We start from the raw sequence: 17,092 nt of genomic DNA, 5'->3' as shown, positions 1-17,092 counted from the left end.
TTCGTCCTTGCAATCGTTTAAAGAGGGGGCGTCAGCGCGCCAGGCGCTGGGCCCAGGCCTGTGCGGCCTGTTCGATCAAGGCATAGGCCTGCACAAAGGCGGGCTTGCCCTGGCGATAGGGGTCGGTGATCTCGCGATCGTGCTGCCACTTGCCCAACAGGAAGACCTTGCCCCGCGCCTCGGGGGCGAGGTCGAGCACGCCGTCGATGTGCCGTTGCTCCATCACCAGGATCAGGTCGGCCTCACTCACGGCTTCAACGCTGAGTTGCCGCGCCTTGTGTGCCCGGGGAACATGTCCATGCTCCTGCAGCACTTGCCCGGCCGTCGGTTCCAGCGGATGGTCACGCAACGCCGCCAAGCCCGCCGAACTCACCGTGATTCCGGAGGACGTCAGTGCGGCCCCCAGCAAGTGTTCCGCCGTGGGGCTGCGGCAGATGTTGCCGATGCACACAATCAATATCTTTTTGAACAAGGCAACCTCCCACGCACCGCACACTTATTCTTCGGCAAAAGGGACGACCTTATTTAATGAGTTGCAACTAACGACCGAGTAATTATGACCACAGCCTACAAACCGAGACCATCTATCGCGCAAGACAAAAAATAACAATCCCGGCATTAACCGACTAAAACTAACATTCCGGTATTTTTGTACCGTCCCATAATAAAGTGCGATTTGAATGCACCAGACAGGGGACGGCCATGAACACGTCAAAGTTATTGGTAGAGCGTATTGGCCTATTTCCTTCTTCGGGAAATATTCAAGTGGAAGTGCATGATTCATCCCATGTCGTCGAACGCCTGCAGGTGTTGTATGCCGATAACTCACTGGACAGCGACGCGTCCGGTGCCGGGTTTTCCATGGTGTTCGCCGATTGGCGCTTCAAGTTGCAGGTCAGTGACCCGTTGTCGGTGTGCCTGTGCGTGGAAAGTCGCGGCGACAGCCAGTTCATGCAGGTCAAGACGGCCGAACTGCTGGCCAATATCTGCGGCACCGAGGAGCGGCCATGAGCCTGTGGGCGGGCTTGAGACGCGGCTATGCGTTGCGCAGGCTGACGGGGATGTTCGAGGGGTTTGCCGAACCGGTGCAGGGCGCGCAGTACCAGCGCAACACCCGGGTCATCGGCCATTGGCTGGACCTGTTGCGCGGCAGCTCCCCGCAGCAGATCACCCATGCACTGTTCCAGCAGATGAAACGCGCGCAGCGCCGTGGCAATGCGCGGCGCTTCAACGCGCAGACGACCTTGCTGGCGCTGATGGTGGAAAGCAACCTGGCGCTGGACCTGGCGACCTACTCGGCCTTCCGGTGCGCGGTTTCCAGGCGCCAGGCAGGCTCCTGATGGGCCTGGTCGGCACCTGAGAGGGTCACTGCGACGCGGTTGAGCAGCCACTCCGCGTTGTACTTGGGCACCAGCCCACAGACCAGCAAAAACACCAGCCCGCCGCCGATGAACACGGGGGATACCTTGATGGGCGCGGCATCAATACGCCACAGGAACACACTGGCCGCTGTCGCACCCAGTGCGGCACCGGCCAGGGCTTCATTCAGCGGATGTATATAAGGCGCGACACAATAAGCACTGAACCCGATACTTATCACTAACCCCGCCAGCGCCGCCGGCCAACGCCAGGCCTGGTTGAACTGGCGGGCCAACAAACTCGTTGCCACCGTGACCATCAAACAGGTGTTCATGGCATGGCCACTTATTACAGCAATATCCAAGTGCTGGAAGGATAAGCCCCAACCTTTAAACAGCAACTTGCTGGCCGCCACGATCGAATAAGTAATACCCAGCGTTATTATCCAGGCCCGCAATGCCCACGGCGTGGAATACCTTAACCAGACAGCAATCACCAGTGCGGCCGGAATCATGACGGTAATGCCGCCATATTGCGCAAGTTCTGCCCGCATCACTGCTTAACCTTCGACGTGCCATTTTCGGCGCTCATCAGACCTCAGGCCCGGCAAAAACACAACGTTATCTAGGGTCAGCAACGCGCTAAAAATGCAATTTACTGATCATAACACCTAAATATGATTCTATATTTTAATAATTAGGTTAGAACCAAACGGCATTTTACAGCGGCTGTCGCGGCCCCTACCGTGGACGAGCATGACCGACCCCCTGCCCGGCGGAGGTACTCACTCCCTACTCGACAAGGACAGACCATGAGCATTGAATTCATCGGCTATATCGGCGGTCACCACGCTTCCGAGATCCACCCGCGCAGCGGCCCTACCCTGCAACCGGACTACGTGGAAACCGTGGCCCGCGCCCACGAAGAAGCCGGTTTCGACCGCGCGCTGGTGGCGTTCCATTCCAACAGCCCGGACAGCACGCTGATCGCCGCCCATGCCGCCAGCGTGACGAAAAAACTGCAGTTCCTGATCGCCCACCGTCCGGGCTTCGCCCAACCCACCCTGGCCGCCCGCCAGTTCGCCACCCTCGATGTGTTCAATGGCGGGCGCACCGCCGTGCATATCATCACCGGCGGCGACGACCGCGAACTGCGCGCCGATGGCAGCCATATCGGCAAGGACGAACGCTACGCGCGCACCGATGAATACCTGAGCGTGGTCCGCCAGGAATGGACCAGCGATCAGCCCTTCGACTTTGCCGGCACCTACTACCAGGTCGAAGGCGCCCACTCCGCGGTGAAGTCGCCGCAGCAGCCGCATATCCCGTTGTACTTTGGCGGATCGTCCAAGGCCGCGATTGAAGTGGCGGGCAAGCATGCCGATGTGTACGCGCTGTGGGGCGAAACCTATGAGCAGGTACGCGAGATCGTGACCCAGGTGCGCGCCGAAGCGGCCAGGCATGGGCGCACGATTCGCTTCAGCCTGTCGCTGCGGCCGATCCTCGCCGCGACCGAAGAACAGGCGTGGGCCCGTGCCGACAGCATCCTGCAACAGGCCACCGAGCTGGCCGAAAAGAATGGCTTTGTGCGGCGTGAACCGCCGAATGAAGGCTCGCGCCGGTTGCTGGCGGCGGCGGCGCAGGGCTCGCGGCTGGACAAGCGTTTGTGGACGGGGATTGCCGGGTTGCTGGGGGCGCAGGGGAATTCCACCTCGTTGGTGGGGACCGCCGAACAGGTGGCAGAGGCATTGGTCGATTATTACGACCTCGGCATCACCACCTTCCTGATCCGTGGGTTTGATCCGCTCAATGATGCGATCGACTATGGCAAGCGGTTGATCCCCCTCACCCGGCAGTTGATTGCTGAACGCGAGCAGGCCAAACAGGTCGCGTAAGCAAGAACACCACAAAACCCATGTGGGAGGGGGTGTAAGCCCCCTCCCACATTTTGATCTTCATCTGGCCCGGCATCAGTTCTTGTAGTCGGTATCGTTGCGCTCCAACTGCCGAATCAGCGCATTCCAATGCCGCGCCACCCCCGGTCCTTCGCCACTGGCAAACACCTTGGCCTGTTGTTCGACTTTCGCCACCACTTCGGCCGGCGGGAAGATCAACTCCGCATTCCCCGCCGCCTGCGCCGCCACCTGGATATTGCACGCGCGCTCCAACTGTTGCAGCTGCGCAAACGCATGTTCAACACTGACGCCGGCGGTCAACAAGCCATGGTTGCGCAGGATCATCACGCTTTTGTCGCCCAGGTCCGCCACCAGCCGCTCGCGTTCGTCCAGGTCGAGGGCCACGCCTTCATACCCGTGGTACGCCACGCGCCCGGAAAAACCAATGGAGTGCTGGGAGATTGGCAGCAGGCCGTCCTTCTGCGCCGACACCGCAATGCCGTCGCGGGTGTGGGTGTGCAGCACCGCCTGCAGGTCATGGCGTGCGCCGTGGATCGCGCTGTGGATCACATAACCGGCGTAGTTGATGCCCAGGCCGGTAGGGTCATCGACGATAGTGCCGTCGAGGTCGACCTTGACCAGGTTGGACGCGCTGATTTCATCAAACAACAACCCGAAGGCGTTGATCAGGAAATGCTCCTCCGGCCCCGGTACGCGGGCGGAGAAATGGGTATAGATGTGGTCGGTCCACTTGTACAAAGCGGCCAGGCGATAAGCGGCGGCCAGTTTGACGCGCACCTCCCACTCTTGCGGGGTAACGCGCTGGCGAACATTGCTGGTGAGGTTGGTGATCGAGGTGACGCTGCTCATGGCAAAACTTCCTGGATGGCCTTAAGGACTTCCAGGCAAGCCTAGGGGATGGCCAAAAATAATAAAAAGCACATTTTAATCTAAGCTAATTATTATTTTTTTTCATATAACCCTTACCAATAATTCAGGGCAAATGTGGTAGATCCCACGACCTCTTCGACGCAGCGCTGTCGCGCAGCAAACTGTGGCGAGCGGGCTTGCCACAAGAATGCGGTCGCCTGAAATTGTTCAGGCAAGACTCAAGACTTCAGGGTGAAATTCTAACCCTCTAAAATCATTCAGTTATTTTAAGTTTGATAAGAGGGGCTTGCCCCCGATGGCCATGAGTATCTCCCGCAACGCTAACACCGATGCGAAGCGAGCCGCCCTTGATCTTGCTTTTGATCTTGCTTTTGATCTTGATCTTGATCTTGATCTCAGGCCCCCCAAACCACTGTCGGATTCCGGGCACACCGAGCCTAGGCGAGGTGCCGAGTGGTGGGGCAAGAGCCCTTTGCTTACTTTGGGGCTTTTCCAAAGTGAGCCGCCGTCAGGGCGGAACCCTAAGCCGCCGTTACCGCAGCAACGGATATGTACCCGGTCCAATCCAAAAAAATGGTCGGCCCAGAGGCCGTCATCGGGGGCAAGCCCCCTCCCACAGGGTTACGCGGCGTCGCGGACTTTGTGCAACGACGCCGCCACCCGCTTGCCAAACGCATCCACCGGCCCCTGCAGGTTGCCCAGGAAGTGCGGGTAGATCAGCCACAGGTCCATCACCGGCTTGAAATCCTTGAGCGGCATCACCGCCAGCTGCTCACGGTGCGCACTGCGTTCCAGCAACGGCCGTGGCACCAGGCCCAAGCCCAGGCCGTCGGCCACCAGGCCCAGTTGCAGTTCGGTGCCGAAGGTCTCCAGGTTGACCCGCAGGGCCAGGCCCTGATCGGACAAGGTGCGCTGCAAGCCGGCGCGGAAACCGCAGCCGTCCGGGTTGAGGACCCAGCCGTTCTGGTACACATCGGCCAGCTTGCAGGGTTTCTTCGGCAGTTGGGCCTTGGCGCAGACCACCACCAGTTCCATCTTGCCGATGGACTCGCCGACGATGTTGTCCGGGAAGATCTTGCCTGCCGGGAACAGCGCCGCCGCCGCGTCCAGTTCGCCGCGTTCGATCTTGCCCACCAACTGGCTGCCCCAGCCGGTGGCGACCTGGGCACGCAAGTCGGGGTATTCGCTGCGCAGGTGCTTGAGCGCGTCCAGCAGCACCACGTCGCCGATGGTCTGCGGCACCCCCAGGCGCAGCAGGCCGGTGGGCGGTGCGTCGGTGGCCACCAGCTCGCGCAGGGCATCCATCTCGCGCAGGATCAACCGGCACTGCTCATAGACGCGGGTGCCGATCAATGTCGGCTTGAGGGGCTTGGTGTTGCGGTCGAACAGCTCCACGCCCAGCGCCTGCTCGAAGTTCTGCACGCGGCGGGTAATGGCCGGCTGGGTCAATTGCAACGACTCGGCGGCATGGCTGATGGACTGGCAACGAATCACTTCGACAAAGGCATCGATATCGTCAATTTTCATTTGGGCCGCACATAGAGAACAGTCATTAAGATGTGTGTGAAGCATAGTTGCAGGAACGTGGCGTGAATAGCCCGTGCTGCAATCGATAACGTCTAACGCTATTCAGACCGGTTCTAAATTACCTTCAGCTATAAGCTAATCATTAAAAAATAGCATATTAACTATAAACATTATGCTTAGATAACCCCATCCCTGCGACCACACGATGGAAGTGCCATGACCCAGGCCCGACACCCCGAGAGACTCAGAGCCTTCATAGGCGCCCTGGCGGAATTGATCGACGGCAATCCACGGGAAGGCGACCTGTTACACCGTGGCGGCAAGCTGCTGGCGCAATTGGTCAGCCATGACGACTGGCTCCCCGATGAATTTGCCCAACCCGACCCCGAGCGCTACCAGCAGTTCCTGCTGCATGCCGATTCGCGCCAGCGTTTCAGCATCGTCAGCTTTGTCTGGGGGCCGGGGCAAAGCACGCCGATCCACGACCATCGGGTGTGGGGGCTGATCGGCATGCTGCGCGGCGCAGAGTTCTCCCAAGGCTTCCAACGCGCACCCGACGGCAGCCTGGTCGCCGAAGGCCAGCCGATTCAACTGGTGCCGGGCCAGGTCGAAGCGGTGTCTCCCAAGGTCGGCGACATCCACCAGGTGAGCAATGCCCACAGCGACCAGGTGTCGATCAGCATTCATGTGTACGGCGCCAATATCGGCGCGGTGCGCCGTGCGGTGTACCAGCCCGACGGCAGCGAGAAACTGTTTATCTCCGGTTATTCCAACGCCTTCCTCCCGAATATCTGGGATTTGTCCAAAGAAAAGAGCCCTGCCCTATGACCACCGTATCGACCCGTAGCTTTGCCCGGATTCGCCAGGCACTGTTGGACCGTGAAGAAGTCGCCCTGGTGGACGTGCGCGAAGAAGCGCCGTTTGCCGAATCCCACCCGCTGTTCGCGGCGAATATCCCGCTGTCCAAGCTGGAACTGGAGGTGTATTCGCGCATTCCACGCCGCGATACCCAGGTCACCGTCTACGACAACGGTGAAGGCCTGGCCGCCCGTGCCGCCGAACGCCTGGTTGCGCTGGGCTACACCCAGGTCAGCCTGCTGGAAGGTGGCCTGGACGGTTGGCGCCGGGCCGGTGGCGAGCTGTTTATCGATGTGAACGTGCCGAGCAAGGCCTTTGGCGAGCTGGTGGAAAGCGAGCGCCACACGCCGTCCCTCGCCGCTGAAGAAGTGCAGGCGCTGCTCGACAGCCAGGCCGATGTGGTGGTGCTCGACGCCCGCCGTTTCGACGAATACCAAACCATGAGCATCCCCACCGGCATCAGCGTGCCCGGTGCCGAGTTGGTGTTGCGCGCGCGCGAACTGGCGCCCGACCCGGCCACCCGCATCATCGTCAACTGCGCCGGGCGTACCCGCAGCATTATCGGTACCCAGTCGCTGATCAATGCCGGCGTGGCCAACCCGGTGTCTGCGCTGCGCAACGGCACCATCGGCTGGACCCTCGCCGGGCAGACACTCGCCCACGGCCAGTCGCGGCGCTTTGCCCCGACCTCGGAAGAACATCGCCAGATCGCCGCCGTCGATGCCCGCCGCGTCGCCGACAAGGCCCGGGTCGGTCGTGCCACCCTGGCCGACCTGCAAGCCTGGCAGCAAGACGCTGCGCGCACCACCTACCTGTTCGATGTGCGCACCCCGGAAGAATTCGAAGCCGGCCACCTGCCCGGCGCACGCTCCACACCGGGCGGCCAGCTGGTACAGGAAACCGACCATGTCGCCAGCGTGCGCGGGGCACGCCTGGTACTGGCGGACGACGATGGCGTGCGGGCGAATATGTCCGCGTCCTGGCTGGCCCAACTGGGCTGGGAGGTGCATGTGCTGGATGACCTGCAGGCAGCGCATTTCAGCGCGAAAGGCGCCTGGGTCGCCCCGGTGCCCGCGCCGCCCCAGGCCGAACTGATCAGCCCGCATACCCTCGCCGAATGGCTCGCCCATGGCGACACCGTGGTGCTGGACTTCACCGCCAGCGCCAACTACGTCAAGCGCCATATCCCCGGCGCCTGGTGGGCGTTGCGTGCGCAACTGCCCGAGGCCCTGGCCAAGGTACCCGCCGCCCAGCGTTATGTGCTGACCTGCGGCAGCAGCCAACTGGCGCGCCTGGCGGTGGCCGAAGTCGAAGCGATCACCGGCAAACAAGTGTTCCTGCTGCAAGACGGCACCGCCGCCTGGATCAACGCGCAACTGCCACTGGAAGAAGGCGAAACCCACTTGGCCTCGCCGCGTATCGACCGCTACCGCCGGCCGTACGAAGGCACCGACAACCCCAGGGAAGCCATGCAGGCTTATCTGGATTGGGAGTTCGGTCTGGTGGAGCAACTGGCCCGCGATGGGACCCATGGGTTTTACGTCATTTGACCCCAGGCACGCCTGCCCCCATTGCGGGAGCAGGCGCTACCCCAGGCTGATGGGGCGGGGGTACTGCGTTACTTTCTTTCTTCTGTGTCGGTGCAAGAAACCGTCCCCGAGCTACCGCTCAACTGAGACTGCATGGCGTGGACACCCGCCTCCATTTGCGAGGCCACGCTGAACTGGGCGCCGAGCAACAGGCTGAACATGACGCATGTGGTTGCCAATAATTTGAACATGACGAATCCTCACTGGTTCGCTGAGAGGGTAAAAATACCCCCATCGTTTACTCACAGCTGACTTGGCTGCGTACTGTCATTTTCTGCCCGGCGCAACGCCTGGACACCTGTGAAGAATGACAGTGGCCTAGACAACTTCGCACTATGCAAACCTGCGCTGAGAGCGATTGGCACCGTCCCTTTGGAAACCCAGGCACCCCAGCCGCAATTACGCACCTTAAAAATACATAAAACGCATATTAGACAACAAATTATCTTAATATTTTTCATAATTAACATATAACCAAAAAGACTTTCACAGCAGGTTTTTATGGGCATAACGTGAACTCCTCACCGACCCCTTCTCCAGGCGGAGGTAGCCGAACCCTTTTTCGATCTGCCTGGAGCCTGCATCCCATGGTCTTTTTCACTCCGTTCAAACGCCTGCTCCTGGGCACCGCCCTGGCCCTTGGCCTGGCCACCGGCGCCCACGCCGCCGACCTGCAACCGCTGCGGGTGGCCAATCAGAAATCGACAATCAAGACGCTGCTGGAAGTCTCCGGCGAAACGAAAAACGTGCCCTATGAAATCCAGTGGTCGGAATTCCCGTCCGCCTCGCCCCTGGGCGAAGCCTTGAATGCCGGTGCCGTGGATATCGGTGCCCTGGGCGATGCGCCCTACGTGTTTGCCCTTGGCGCCGGCGCTTCGCTCAAGGTGGTCAGCATCATTCACGCCGAAGGGCGTAACACCACCGCCCTGCTGGTGGCCAAGGATTCGCCGATCAAGACGGTGGCCGACCTCAAGGGCAAGAAAATCGTCACCGGCCGCGGCTCCATCGGCCACTACCTGGCGATCAAGGCCCTGGCCACGGCCGGCCTGACCACTAAGGATGTGCAGTTCATTTTCCTGCTGCCCAGCGAGTCGCGCCTGGTGCTGGATAACGGCACCGTCGACGCCTGGTCGACCTGGGACCCCTACACCACCGTGGTCACCTCACAAAGCCAGGCGCGGATCCTGGCCAGCGGCAACACGCTGTTGAGCAACCACCTGTACCTCGCCGCCACCGGCCAGGCCATCGCCGACAAGCGCACGCAGCTGGACGACTTTGTCGCCCGCGTCGACCGCGCCTACGCCTGGGCCAATACCCACCCCGACGAGTACGCCGCCGCCCAGGCCAAAATCACCGGGCTGCCGCTGGCCGTGCATCTGGCCGTGGCCAAGGAAACCCGCCTGAGCCCGGTGCTGATTGACGACAGCGTGATCAGTGGCCTGCAGGCCACCGCCGACACCTACCAGCAAGAAGGCCTGCTGCCCCGGCACATCGACGTGTCCCAGGGCTTCGACACGAGCTTTAACGCCAAGCGCGCCCCCAACAACCAAGCATCACGCTGAAGGAGCAGAACATGAGCACGCCACATCCATTGAAACCCCGCCATTTGAAACTGGGCGCCATGGTCCACGGTGTCGGCCACGGTTGGGGCGAATGGCGCCATCCCCAGGCGCAACCGAATGCCAGTACGAATTTCGGCTTCTACAAGCAGCAGACCGAACTCGCCGAAGCGGCCAAGTTCGACTTCGTGTTCATCGCCGACAGCCTGCACATTCACGCCAAGTCCAGCCCGCATTACCTCAACCGCTTCGAGCCGCTGACCATCCTCTCGGCCCTGGCCGCGTTGACCACGCATATCGGCCTGGTGGCCACCGTGACCGTCAGCTACACCGAGCCCTACCAGGTGGCGCGCCAGTTCGCGTCCCTGGACCATATCAGCGGCGGTCGCGCCGGCTGGAACGTGGTGACCTCGTGGCTCAGCGGCACCGCCGACAACTTCGGCAAGGCCGAGCACCCACCCCATGCCGTGCGCTACCGCATCGCCAAGGAACACCTGAACACGGTCAAGGGCCTGTGGGACTCCTGGGAAGACGACGCCTTTGCCTACAACAAGCAAAGCGGTGAATTCTTTACCCCGGGCAAGCTGCATGCGCTGAACCACAAAGGCGAGTTTTTCTCGGTCAAAGGCCCGCTGAACATTGCGCGCTCGCGCCAGGGCCAGCCGGTGATTTTCCAGGCGGGCACCTCCGAAGACGGGCGTAACTTTGCGGCGCAGAACGCTGAAGCCATCTTCGTGCATGTGGAAAGCATCGAAGAAGGCCTGGCTTATACCCAGGACCTCAAACGCCGCGCCAAAGGCTTTGGCCGCGACGCCGACAGCCTGTCGATCCTGCCGGGCATCCGCCCGATTGTCGGCCGCAACGAGGCCGAAGTGGAAAGTCGCTACCAGCAGGCCGTGGAGCTGGTCACCGTGGAAGATGCCATCGTCGCCCTCGGTCGCCCGTTCAACGACCATGACTTCAGCCAGTACCCGCTGGACGCGCCCTTCCCGGAGCTCGGCGACCTGGGCGCCAACAGCCAGAAAGGCGGCTCCGACCGCATCAAGCAACTGGCCAGGGACGAAGGCCTGACCCTGCGCGAAGTGGCGCTGCGCTTCTCGCGGCCCAAGCGTGATTTTGTCGGCACCCCGGAGCAAGTCGCCGACGCGATCCAGACCTGGTTCGAACGCGGTGCCAGCGATGGTTTCATCATCAACTCGGTGCTGCCGGACGGCTTGCAGTACTTCACCGAACTGGTGGTGCCGGTGCTGCAACAGCGTGGCCTGTTCCGTAGCGAATACACGGGGCACACCCTGCGCGACAACCTTGGCCTGGACGTGCCGGCCAACCGTTACAGCGTCACTGCCGAGGTCGAAACGCAACAGGAGGCGCTGGCATGAGCGAATCCCTCAACCGTCAGTTGGCGGCGCTGCACGCCGAGCGTGTAGCCACCTGGGCGCCGGCGGCGTTGCAGGTCAATATCGACCAGCGCCAGCGCCTGGTGAATGAAGCACGGGTAGACGACTATGTGCAGCTCGGCGATGAACTGGCCCCCTTCACCCTGCTCACTGTGGAAGGCGGCGAACTGACCCGCGAACGGCTGCTGGCCGACGGCCCGGCGGTGCTGATCTTCTTCCGGTTTGCCGGCTGCCCGGCGTGCAATATCGCCCTGCCCTATTACGAACGCCAACTCTACCCACGCCTGCGAGAACTGGGCGTGCCCCTGGTCGCGGTGAGCCCGCAAGTGCCTGAACGCCTGGTTGAGATCAAGAGCCGCCACGCCCTGCAATTGCGGGTGGCCAGCGACCCGGACAACCAACTCGGTCGCCGCCTGGGCATCCTCTACAGCTTCGACGAAGCCTCTCGCAATGCAGCCCTGGCCAAGGGCAATCACATCGGTGAAACCACCGGTACGGGAACCTGGGAGTTGCCGCAACCGACCGTGGTGGTGATTGCCCAGGACGGCACGGTGGCGTTCGTGGACGTCAGCCCGGACTGGCTGGTGCGTACCGAAGCCGAGCCGGTGGTGCAGGTGGTGGAGCGCTTGCTGGGCCAACAGCCTGTACGCATCGCCATCTAGGCCCAGCGCCCCTCCCACATTTTGACCGAGTACATTCTCATGACCCAACCGTCTCTACGCTCCGTGGAGGTCGCCAACTTCGAGGCCCTGCTCGAACGCCTCAGCACCGAGCTGGCCGGCACCGCGCACCTGTATGACGAGAGCGGCGCCTTCCCCCATGCCAACTTCCAGCGGCTGCACGACCATGGCCTGGTCGCCCTCACCGTGCCCAAGGCCCTCGGCGGCGGTGGTGCCAGCCTGCCCCAGGCGCGCAAGGCGATCAGTGCGATTGCCAAGGGCGAACCGTCCACCGCACTGATCCTGGTGATGCAATACCTGCAACACACGCGCCTGCAAGACAGCAAGACCTGGCCGCCCCACCTGCGTACCCGAGTGGCCGAGGACGCGGTGCGCGACGGTGCATTGATCAATGCCCTGCGCGTCGAACCCGACCTCGGCACCCCGGCCCGTGGCGGGCTGCCGGCGACGACTGCCGTGCGCACTGCCGAGGGCTGGCGCATCAGCGGGCGCAAGATCTACTCCACCGGCAGCCATGGCCTGAGCTGGTTCAGCGTATGGGCGCGCAGCGATGACGCCGACCCGCTGGTGGGCGCCTGGCTGGTGCCCAAGGACAGCCCCGGCGTAAGCATCATCGACACCTGGGACCACCTCGGCATGCGCGCCACCTGCAGCCATGAAGTGGTGCTCGACAATGTGCTGGTGCCACTGGACCACGCCGTCAGCGTCAGCCCCTGGAGCGCGCCGCAACCGGAACTGGATGCCGAGGGTTTCCTGTGGATGTCGGTGCTGCTGTCCTCGGTGTATGACGCCGTGGCCCAGGCCGCGCGGGACTGGCTGGTGAACTGGCTGGAAGAGCGCCAGCCATCCAATCTCGGCGCGGCGCTGTCGACACTGCCGCGTTTCCAGGAAACCGTCGGCCATATCGACACCCTGCTGTTCGCCAACCGCAGCCTGCTCGACGCCGCCGCCGACGGCCACACCCCGGCCGCCAACGCCGCGCAGTTGAAGTACCTGGTCACCCACAACGCTATTCGCGCGGTGGAGCTGGCCATCGAGGCCTCCGGCAACCCCGGTCTGTCACGTCATAGCCCGCTGCAACGCCACTACCGCGATGTGCTGTGCAGTCGTGTGCATACCCCGCAGAACGATGCGGTGCTGCAGGGCGTGGGTAAAGCCGTGTTCGCCCAACGCCAGAAGGAACGCACATGACCCAGGTGATTATCGCCAGCCAGTTGGACGAAGACTACAACGACGTGATCCGCGCGCGCCTCACTGCGATCCACCCCGGAGCCCAGGTGATCGGCGTGCCGGCAGGCGTGCCAAGCGACCTGCCGCCCCAGGCGAATATCCTGCTGCTGCGCCCGATCAACGTGCGCGGCTACACCGCACCGGACACCCCGCCACCGGGCTGGCCCTACGGCGCGCAATGGGTGCATTTGGTATCGTCCGGCATCGACTTCTACCCGCAATGGCTGTTCAACGGCCCGCCGGTGACCACCTCCCGAGGCAGCGCCGCCGACAACCTGGCCGAGTTCGCCCTGGCAGCGATCTTTGCCGCCTCCAAGCATTTGCCGGACATCTGGGTGAAGGACTCGCAATGGAACTTCACCGCCCTGCGCCCCCTCAAGGGCACCACCCTGGGTATCCTTGGCTTTGGCGCGATTGGTGAAAGCCTGGCACAAAAAGCCCTGGGCCTGGGCATCAAGGTGGTCGCGCTGCGTCAGAGCCAGGCACCGCTCGGCGCCGGCGTGGACGCCGCCCAGGACATCCACGACCTGTTCGCCCGCGCCGACCACCTGGTGGTGGCAGCGCCACTGACCGACGCCACGCGGCATATCATCAACCGCGATGTGCTGGGCAGCGCCAGGCCGGGCCTGCACCTGATCAACATCGCCCGTGGGGGCCTGCTCGATCAGGAGGCGTTGCTGGAGGCCCTGGATAACGGCCAGATCGGCCTGGCATCGCTCGACGTGACCGAGCCGGAGCCCTTGCCGGACGGGCACCCGCTGTACAGCCACCCACGGGTACGGTTGTCGCCGCACACGTCAGCGATTTCGACCAATAGCCGCAACGAGATTGCCGATACGTTCTTGGCGAATCTGGAGCGCTACGTTTCAGGGGTTGAACTGGCGAATCTGGCTAACGCCTGACGCTGTTCAAAAATGTCGGAGGGGCGGTGCGACGATTCGACTTGCTCCCGTGGCGGCCTTCGGGCCGACCATGTCGTTGGAGTTGAGCGAGTACATATCCGTTGCTGCGGTAACGGCGGCTTAGGGTTCCGCCCTTACGGCGGGTCACTTTGGAAAAGCCCCAAAGTAACCAAAGGGCTCTTGCCCCAACACTCGGCACCTCGCCTAGGCTCGGTGTGCCCGAACGAAGGCTTGAATCCGTGGGCCGCCGTCATGGGCCATCCTTGGCCCAGGACGGCTAACCCGGCGTCCTGCCGGGTTACCCACGGATTCAAGCCTGCGTTCGGCCAGCGTGTTTGACGGGGCGCCTAGGATCAAAAGCAGAGCAAAAGCAGAGCAAAAGCAGGCTGAGGTCTGCCTGCTGGATGGAGATCCAAATGTGGGAGGGGGCTTGCCCCCGATGAGGGTGGGTCAGTGATACTTGGGTTGACTGACTCACCGCTATCGGGGGCAAGCCCCCTCCCACATTTACCGAGTACACCAGACCCAACTCCGGTCGGCTCTAAGGCCGCCGCGCTTCGGCTTTTGATCTCAAATCGCCCCGTCAAACACGCTGGCCGAACGCAGGCTTTGGAGCGTGGGTAACCCGGCAGGACGCCGGGTTAGCCGCGCTGGGCCAAGGATGGCCCATCGCGGCGGCCCACGCTCCAAAGCCTTCGTTCGGGCACACCGAGCCTAGGCGAGGTGCCGAGTGTTGGGGCAAGAGCCCTTTGGTTACTTTGGGGCTTTTCCAAAGTGACCCGCCGTAAGGGCGGAACCCTAAGCCGCCGTTACCGCAGCAACGGATATGTACTCGGTCAAAGCCAACGACATGGTCGGCCCGAAGGCCGCCACGGGGGCAAGCCCCACATCTGGTTATGCGGCCAGGCGAGAATATCATCAGATATACGCATCATAAATAAAAATTAACTGCATATCTTTAATAATGAGCATATAACAAAACAGACTTTTACGAACGTCTTTCCTATCCATATTGTTATGTCCAGCACCGACCCCTGACCAGGTGGAGGCCTTGCCTGAACCACCACTTTCTCAGGGACCTACCATGAGCCACATCGCCGCGCCCAATCGCCTCACCCTTGCTGTCTCCCTCGCCCTGTTCGGCGCGTACGCCCACGCCGATGACGCCGCGCTGCCGGTGGTCAATGTCACGGCCGAGCACCGCAGTGAAGACTTGCAGAAAACCCCGCTGGCGATTTCCGCCTTCGACGAGAAGAGCCTCGACGACAAGCAGATCCGCAGCGTGCGCGATCTGTCGGGCCAGGTGCCGAACCTGACCCTCAGCCGCCAGTCGATCTCCTACAGCGCCCAGACCTATGGCATTCGCGGCATCGGTGAAACCGACCCGATCCAGGAAGCCGCCGTGGCGGTGTACGCCGACGACTTGTACATCCCACGGGCGATTTCCTCGATGCTCGACTTCAATGACGTCGAGCGCGTCGAAGTGCTGCGCGGCCCCCAGGGCACCCTGTACGGGCGCAACAGCAGCGCCGGGGCGATCCGCGTGATCACCCGCGACCCCAACCAGGAAACCCGTGGTTTCGTCGAGCTCGGTGCCGGCAACTACAATGCGCAGAACGGCCGTTTCCTGATCAGCGGCCCGCTGGTGGACAACGCGTTGTTCGGCAGCTTTTCGGCGATCCGCCTGAGCCGCGACGGCACGGTGTCCAACCCGACCCGGGGCAAGGATGTGAACAACGTCGATATCCAGTCCTATCGCGGCAAGCTGCGCTACAAGCCGGAGGATTCACCTTGGGATGTGCAGTTGACCCTGGCCGGCACCTTTGACCGTGGCGACACCACCAGCTACTCGCCGTTCGACGCCAACGGCCGTTTCGACAAGTTCAAGAGCTACAGCAGCCTCGACCCGAAAAACCGCCTTGACCAGGGCAGCTCGGTGTTGCGCGCGATCTATGCGATCAACGATCACTTGAATGTCAAATCGGTCACTGCCTGGTCGTCCTTCAACCAGCCGGTGGACTACGACAACTCGGGGCAGGCCGCGCTGATCCAGAACAACCTGATCCTCTACAAGCAAAACTACGCCACCCAGGAATTCCAGCTCAACGGTGACTATGACGACTTCAGCTTCAGCACCGGCCTGTACCTGTACCGCGAACGCTTCGATGCCGACCGCGACAACCTCACCTACTCCATCGCACGCAACCAGGTGATCGGCCAGGGCCAGTACAGCACCACCAACACCGAAAGCTACGCGCTGTATGGCCAGGGCACCTACAAGATCACCCCGCAGCTATCGCTGATCGCCGGCCTGCGCTTTACCCGCGAACACAAGAATTTCGAGTTCACCAATTACGCGATCAATACCGACCGGCAGATTACCGGCACCAACTTCGCGGCCGAGTCGAGCAAATCCTGGCAGTCCACCAGCCCGAAAATCGGCTTCGAATATGCCTGGACGCCGCACCTCAACCAGTACGCCTACGTCGCCAAGGGCTTCAAGGCCGGCGGATACGACAACCGTGCGCCGACCCGCGCCGCCGCCGAGCAGGCGTTTTCGCCGGAAGACGTGACCACCTGGGAAACCGGCTTCAAGGGCGACTTCTTCGACCAGCGCCTGCGGGCCAACGTCGCGCTGTTCTACAACGACTACAAAGACCTGCAGACCAACGCCTACGACCCGGCGCTGGGGGTGAGCCTGCGCACCAACGTCGGCCAGGCCCACACCTACGGTGTCGAGTTGGAAACCCTCACCGCCCTGAGCCGCGACCTGCAACTGAGCGCCAACCTCGGCTACCTGGAGAGCCAGTACGACGACTTCCAGAACGCCAGCGGTGCCGGGGTCGATGCCAATGGCAAGCAACTGGTGTTCTCGCCGCGCTGGAACGCCAGTGTCGGCCTGAACTACACCATTCCCGCAGGCCTGCCGGGCACCTGGCTGGCGGGCACGGATGCGCAGTTCCAGACCAAGTCCTACGCCAACGCGCTGAACGACGACATCCAGGAAGTGCCGCAGCAAACCTTCTGGAACGCCAACACTCGCTACATCAGCGGCGACGGCCACTGGACCACCACCCTGGCGGTGAAAAACCTGCTGGACCGCGCTTACCCGCAATCGGTGGGCTATGTGCCGTCCAGCGGCGCCCGTTATTACTCGGTCAACGATCCGCGCACGCTGTTGCTGTCGGTGCGCTATGACCTCTGAG

General features: G+C 62.2%; 16 protein-coding genes. 11 read left to right on the top strand and 5 right to left on the bottom strand.

Annotated elements, in window-relative coordinates; genetic code table 11:
* Positions 1-31: 31 nt before the first annotated feature.
* The gene (locus C8K58_RS01735) at positions 32-472 is read right to left on the bottom strand and encodes a low molecular weight protein-tyrosine-phosphatase (protein ID WP_027608688.1); all 441 of its coding nucleotides are present in this window, start codon (positions 470-472) and stop codon (positions 32-34) included.
* Between the two features lie 230 nt (positions 473-702).
* Here C8K58_RS01735 and C8K58_RS32600 point away from each other — a divergent pair, with 230 nt between their 5' ends.
* Positions 703-1,011 carry a phosphomannomutase gene (locus C8K58_RS32600; protein WP_223841602.1) on the top strand — a complete coding sequence of 103 codons (309 nt, stop codon included), beginning with the start codon at positions 703-705 and terminating at the stop codon, positions 1,009-1,011.
* The gene (locus tag C8K58_RS01725; protein WP_027608690.1) at positions 1,008-1,340 is read left to right on the top strand and encodes a hypothetical protein; all 333 of its coding nucleotides are present in this window, start codon (positions 1,008-1,010) and stop codon (positions 1,338-1,340) included. The genes C8K58_RS32600 and C8K58_RS01725 overlap by 4 nt, the downstream gene beginning before the upstream one ends.
* Here the strand turns inward: C8K58_RS01725 and C8K58_RS01720 are convergent.
* Positions 1,292-1,915 carry a phosphatase PAP2 family protein gene (locus C8K58_RS01720; RefSeq protein WP_027608691.1) on the bottom strand — a complete coding sequence of 208 codons (624 nt, stop codon included), beginning with the start codon at positions 1,913-1,915 and terminating at the stop codon, positions 1,292-1,294. The two genes, C8K58_RS01725 and C8K58_RS01720, sit on opposite strands and share 49 nt — an antisense overlap.
* A 255-nt stretch (positions 1,916-2,170) precedes the next feature.
* Between C8K58_RS01720 and C8K58_RS01715 the strand changes: the two genes are divergently transcribed.
* Positions 2,171-3,253: an LLM class flavin-dependent oxidoreductase gene (locus C8K58_RS01715; protein ID WP_098479260.1), complete on the top strand. Its 1,083-nt coding sequence runs from the start codon at positions 2,171-2,173 to the stop codon at positions 3,251-3,253.
* A gap of 75 nt (positions 3,254-3,328) precedes the next feature.
* Here C8K58_RS01715 and C8K58_RS01710 read toward each other — a convergent pair whose 3' ends face one another.
* Both C8K58_RS01710 and C8K58_RS01700 read right to left on the bottom strand, forming a co-directional pair.
* Positions 3,329-4,123, bottom strand: coding sequence for a class II aldolase/adducin family protein (locus C8K58_RS01710; protein ID WP_108572797.1), 795 nt, complete (start codon positions 4,121-4,123; stop codon positions 3,329-3,331).
* Between the two features lie 642 nt (positions 4,124-4,765).
* Entirely contained in the window at positions 4,766-5,671 is a 906-nt protein-coding gene (locus C8K58_RS01700) for a LysR family transcriptional regulator (RefSeq protein WP_027608694.1), read from the bottom strand.
* A 216-nt stretch (positions 5,672-5,887) separates the two neighbouring features.
* Between C8K58_RS01700 and C8K58_RS01695 the strand changes: the two genes are divergently transcribed.
* Positions 5,888-6,499, top strand: coding sequence for a cysteine dioxygenase (locus C8K58_RS01695; RefSeq protein ID WP_027608695.1), 612 nt, complete (start codon positions 5,888-5,890; stop codon positions 6,497-6,499).
* The gene (locus C8K58_RS01690; protein WP_027608696.1) at positions 6,496-8,079 is read left to right on the top strand and encodes a rhodanese-related sulfurtransferase; all 1,584 of its coding nucleotides are present in this window, start codon (positions 6,496-6,498) and stop codon (positions 8,077-8,079) included. Before C8K58_RS01695 ends, C8K58_RS01690 begins: the two co-directional genes overlap by 4 nt.
* A gap of 68 nt (positions 8,080-8,147) precedes the next feature.
* Here the strand turns inward: C8K58_RS01690 and C8K58_RS32385 are convergent, their stop codons facing one another.
* Positions 8,148-8,309: a hypothetical protein gene (locus tag C8K58_RS32385; RefSeq protein WP_155954390.1), complete on the bottom strand. Its 162-nt coding sequence runs from the start codon at positions 8,307-8,309 to the stop codon at positions 8,148-8,150.
* Between the two features lie 396 nt (positions 8,310-8,705).
* Between C8K58_RS32385 and C8K58_RS01685 the strand changes: the two genes are divergently transcribed.
* The 6 genes from C8K58_RS01685 (at position 8,706) to C8K58_RS01655 (ending at position 17,091) form a co-directional block, all read left to right on the top strand.
* Entirely contained in the window at positions 8,706-9,680 is a 975-nt protein-coding gene (locus C8K58_RS01685; protein ID WP_027608697.1) for an ABC transporter substrate-binding protein, read from the top strand.
* A gap of 11 nt (positions 9,681-9,691) precedes the next feature.
* Positions 9,692-11,056: an LLM class flavin-dependent oxidoreductase gene (locus tag C8K58_RS01680; RefSeq protein WP_027608698.1), complete on the top strand. Its 1,365-nt coding sequence runs from the start codon at positions 9,692-9,694 to the stop codon at positions 11,054-11,056.
* A complete protein-coding gene (locus tag C8K58_RS01675) occupies positions 11,053-11,736 on the top strand; it encodes a peroxiredoxin-like family protein (protein ID WP_027608699.1) in 684 nt (227 codons plus the stop codon). The genes C8K58_RS01680 and C8K58_RS01675 overlap by 4 nt, the downstream gene beginning before the upstream one ends.
* A gap of 39 nt (positions 11,737-11,775) precedes the next feature.
* The gene (locus C8K58_RS01670) at positions 11,776-12,945 is read left to right on the top strand and encodes an acyl-CoA dehydrogenase family protein (RefSeq protein ID WP_092356668.1); all 1,170 of its coding nucleotides are present in this window, start codon (positions 11,776-11,778) and stop codon (positions 12,943-12,945) included.
* Complete coding sequence (locus C8K58_RS01665) at positions 12,942-13,886, top strand: D-isomer specific 2-hydroxyacid dehydrogenase family protein (RefSeq protein WP_027608701.1); 945 nt, start codon at positions 12,942-12,944, stop codon at positions 13,884-13,886. Before C8K58_RS01670 ends, C8K58_RS01665 begins: the two co-directional genes overlap by 4 nt.
* A 1,084-nt stretch (positions 13,887-14,970) precedes the next feature.
* A complete protein-coding gene (locus tag C8K58_RS01655) occupies positions 14,971-17,091 on the top strand; it encodes a TonB-dependent receptor (RefSeq protein WP_092357270.1) in 2,121 nt (706 codons plus the stop codon).
* The last annotated feature ends 1 nt before the right edge of the window (position 17,092 follow it).

The organism is Pseudomonas sp. GV047 (assembly GCF_003058245.1).
Lineage (GTDB): Bacteria > Pseudomonadota > Gammaproteobacteria > Pseudomonadales > Pseudomonadaceae > Aquipseudomonas > Aquipseudomonas marginalis.
The sequence above is the reverse complement of the archived record's forward strand: the minus strand, read 5'-3'. Positions and strand labels throughout refer to the sequence as shown.

Coding starts and splice junctions, on each gene's coding strand:
- C8K58_RS01700 (WP_027608694.1), bottom strand. CDS start 5,671: ATGAAAATTGACGATATCGATGCCTTTGTCGAAGTGATTCGTTGCCAG.
- C8K58_RS01695 (WP_027608695.1), top strand. CDS start 5,888: ATGACCCAGGCCCGACACCCCGAGAGACTCAGAGCCTTCATAGGCGCC.
- C8K58_RS01715 (WP_098479260.1), top strand. CDS start 2,171: ATGAGCATTGAATTCATCGGCTATATCGGCGGTCACCACGCTTCCGAG.
- C8K58_RS01670 (WP_092356668.1), top strand. CDS start 11,776: ATGACCCAACCGTCTCTACGCTCCGTGGAGGTCGCCAACTTCGAGGCC.
- C8K58_RS32600 (WP_223841602.1), top strand. CDS start 703: ATGAACACGTCAAAGTTATTGGTAGAGCGTATTGGCCTATTTCCTTCT.
- C8K58_RS01665 (WP_027608701.1), top strand. CDS start 12,942: ATGACCCAGGTGATTATCGCCAGCCAGTTGGACGAAGACTACAACGAC.
- C8K58_RS01685 (WP_027608697.1), top strand. CDS start 8,706: ATGGTCTTTTTCACTCCGTTCAAACGCCTGCTCCTGGGCACCGCCCTG.
- C8K58_RS01710 (WP_108572797.1), bottom strand. CDS start 4,123: ATGAGCAGCGTCACCTCGATCACCAACCTCACCAGCAATGTTCGCCAG.
- C8K58_RS01725 (WP_027608690.1), top strand. CDS start 1,008: ATGAGCCTGTGGGCGGGCTTGAGACGCGGCTATGCGTTGCGCAGGCTG.
- C8K58_RS01675 (WP_027608699.1), top strand. CDS start 11,053: ATGAGCGAATCCCTCAACCGTCAGTTGGCGGCGCTGCACGCCGAGCGT.
- C8K58_RS01680 (WP_027608698.1), top strand. CDS start 9,692: ATGAGCACGCCACATCCATTGAAACCCCGCCATTTGAAACTGGGCGCC.
- C8K58_RS01690 (WP_027608696.1), top strand. CDS start 6,496: ATGACCACCGTATCGACCCGTAGCTTTGCCCGGATTCGCCAGGCACTG.
- C8K58_RS32385 (WP_155954390.1), bottom strand. CDS start 8,309: ATGTTCAAATTATTGGCAACCACATGCGTCATGTTCAGCCTGTTGCTC.
- C8K58_RS01655 (WP_092357270.1), top strand. CDS start 14,971: ATGAGCCACATCGCCGCGCCCAATCGCCTCACCCTTGCTGTCTCCCTC.